The organism is Massilia genomosp. 1, assembly GCF_011682185.1.
GTDB lineage: Bacteria > Pseudomonadota > Gammaproteobacteria > Burkholderiales > Burkholderiaceae_D > Telluria_A > Telluria_A rubra.
The window spans coordinates 1-1310 of the sequence record NZ_WHJF01000289.1; the positions used below are offsets into that span (position 1 = coordinate 1).

1 protein-coding gene is annotated in these 1310 nt (G+C 49.0%); it reads left to right on the plus strand.

The features are described from left to right. Positions 1-255: 255 nt before the first annotated feature. Complete coding sequence (locus F1735_RS33635) at positions 256-750, plus strand: porin family protein (protein WP_167241356.1); 495 nt, start codon at positions 256-258, stop codon at positions 748-750. The last annotated feature ends 560 nt before the right edge of the window (positions 751-1310 follow it).

Genomic DNA, 1310 nt, shown 5'->3' on the forward strand with positions numbered 1-1310 from the left:
AAAGGCGCGATTTACTCAGTTTTTATGAAAAAAGCCGGGTTTTCGCGTTTTTCAGCTGTTTTCAGATGGCCGCAACCCATTGATTTTAAATAGGTTTTTACACCCCTCCCAGAGGCTGAATAGTCACCGGAAAACAACATTATTCCGTAATCCTGTAGTGCAAAATTGTGTGTGACCGAAACCACAGGTAAAATATGGCACGCGACCAAGACGTAGTCTTCGTTGGATAATTCACTAATAACAAAGGATTTACCCGTGTTTAAAAAAATCGCATTGGCAGCAGCTCTGGCCGTTATGGCTTCCTCGTCTTTCGCAGCTGAAGCGAACAAATTCTATGTTGGTGGCGATTTCGGCACCACCAAAGTTGACAATTACTCCGACCGTGAAACCGGCTACGGCGCGTTCGTTGGCTACAACATCACCCCAACGATCGCTGTTGAAGGCAGCTATCGCCGTCTGGCTTCGTTTGAAGAAAATCGCACCGATTTCACCTTCGACCAGGCTGCTATCTCGGTTATCGGTTCGATTCCACTGAGCAACGGTTTCGGCCTGTACGGTCGCCTTGGCTACAACCGCCTGGAAGCTAAAGAATCCACAGGTGGCCACAGCGACACCGCATCGACGAACAAAGCGCTGTACGGTTTTGGCGCCACCTACGCTTTCACGCCAGCAATTTCGGGTCGTATCGAAGTTCAGCGTCCAAGCAGCGATCTGACCAACTTCAGCGCTGGCGTATCGTTCCAGTTCTAAGTCATCGTGCATAAGAAATCCCGCCAGGCGAGAGTCTGGCGGGATTTTTTTTGCCCAATGTGAAACAGCGCTTTGCTGCCTGCATCAACCATCAATGCCTGCGACGCCGGCAACCAGCCAGCGAAGAGCAAGCGATCCGCATCCATCCAGCGCGTCCTGGGAGCCCAATTTTTCGTTCTTTGAGTCAGCCGAACGAAATTTGTATGGCATCACCAAAACAATCTGGTAAAGATCGAGAAGCTCTGCTATAGTTCGCCTCCCCGCAGAAAGGGTTAACGAAATCAAGTAGTTAGCAGTCTGTCAGGGCCGTCTCCAAGGAGGCGCGGTAGTAAAAAAGAGGTTGACGAAGAACGCAAAACGCCGCATAATCTCATCTCTCTGCTGCAACGAACACAACGCTTCGTAGCAAACGGCAGAAGGCGGTACAGAATAAGTTCTTTAACAATTAACAGTCGATAAGTGTGGGCGTTTGATGAAGGTGCCAACGAAGCGCAGGCGACGTTGAATACTTAAATTATCAAATGTTCACAAAAAAGAAATTAGGCGCTTCGAAAGAAGTG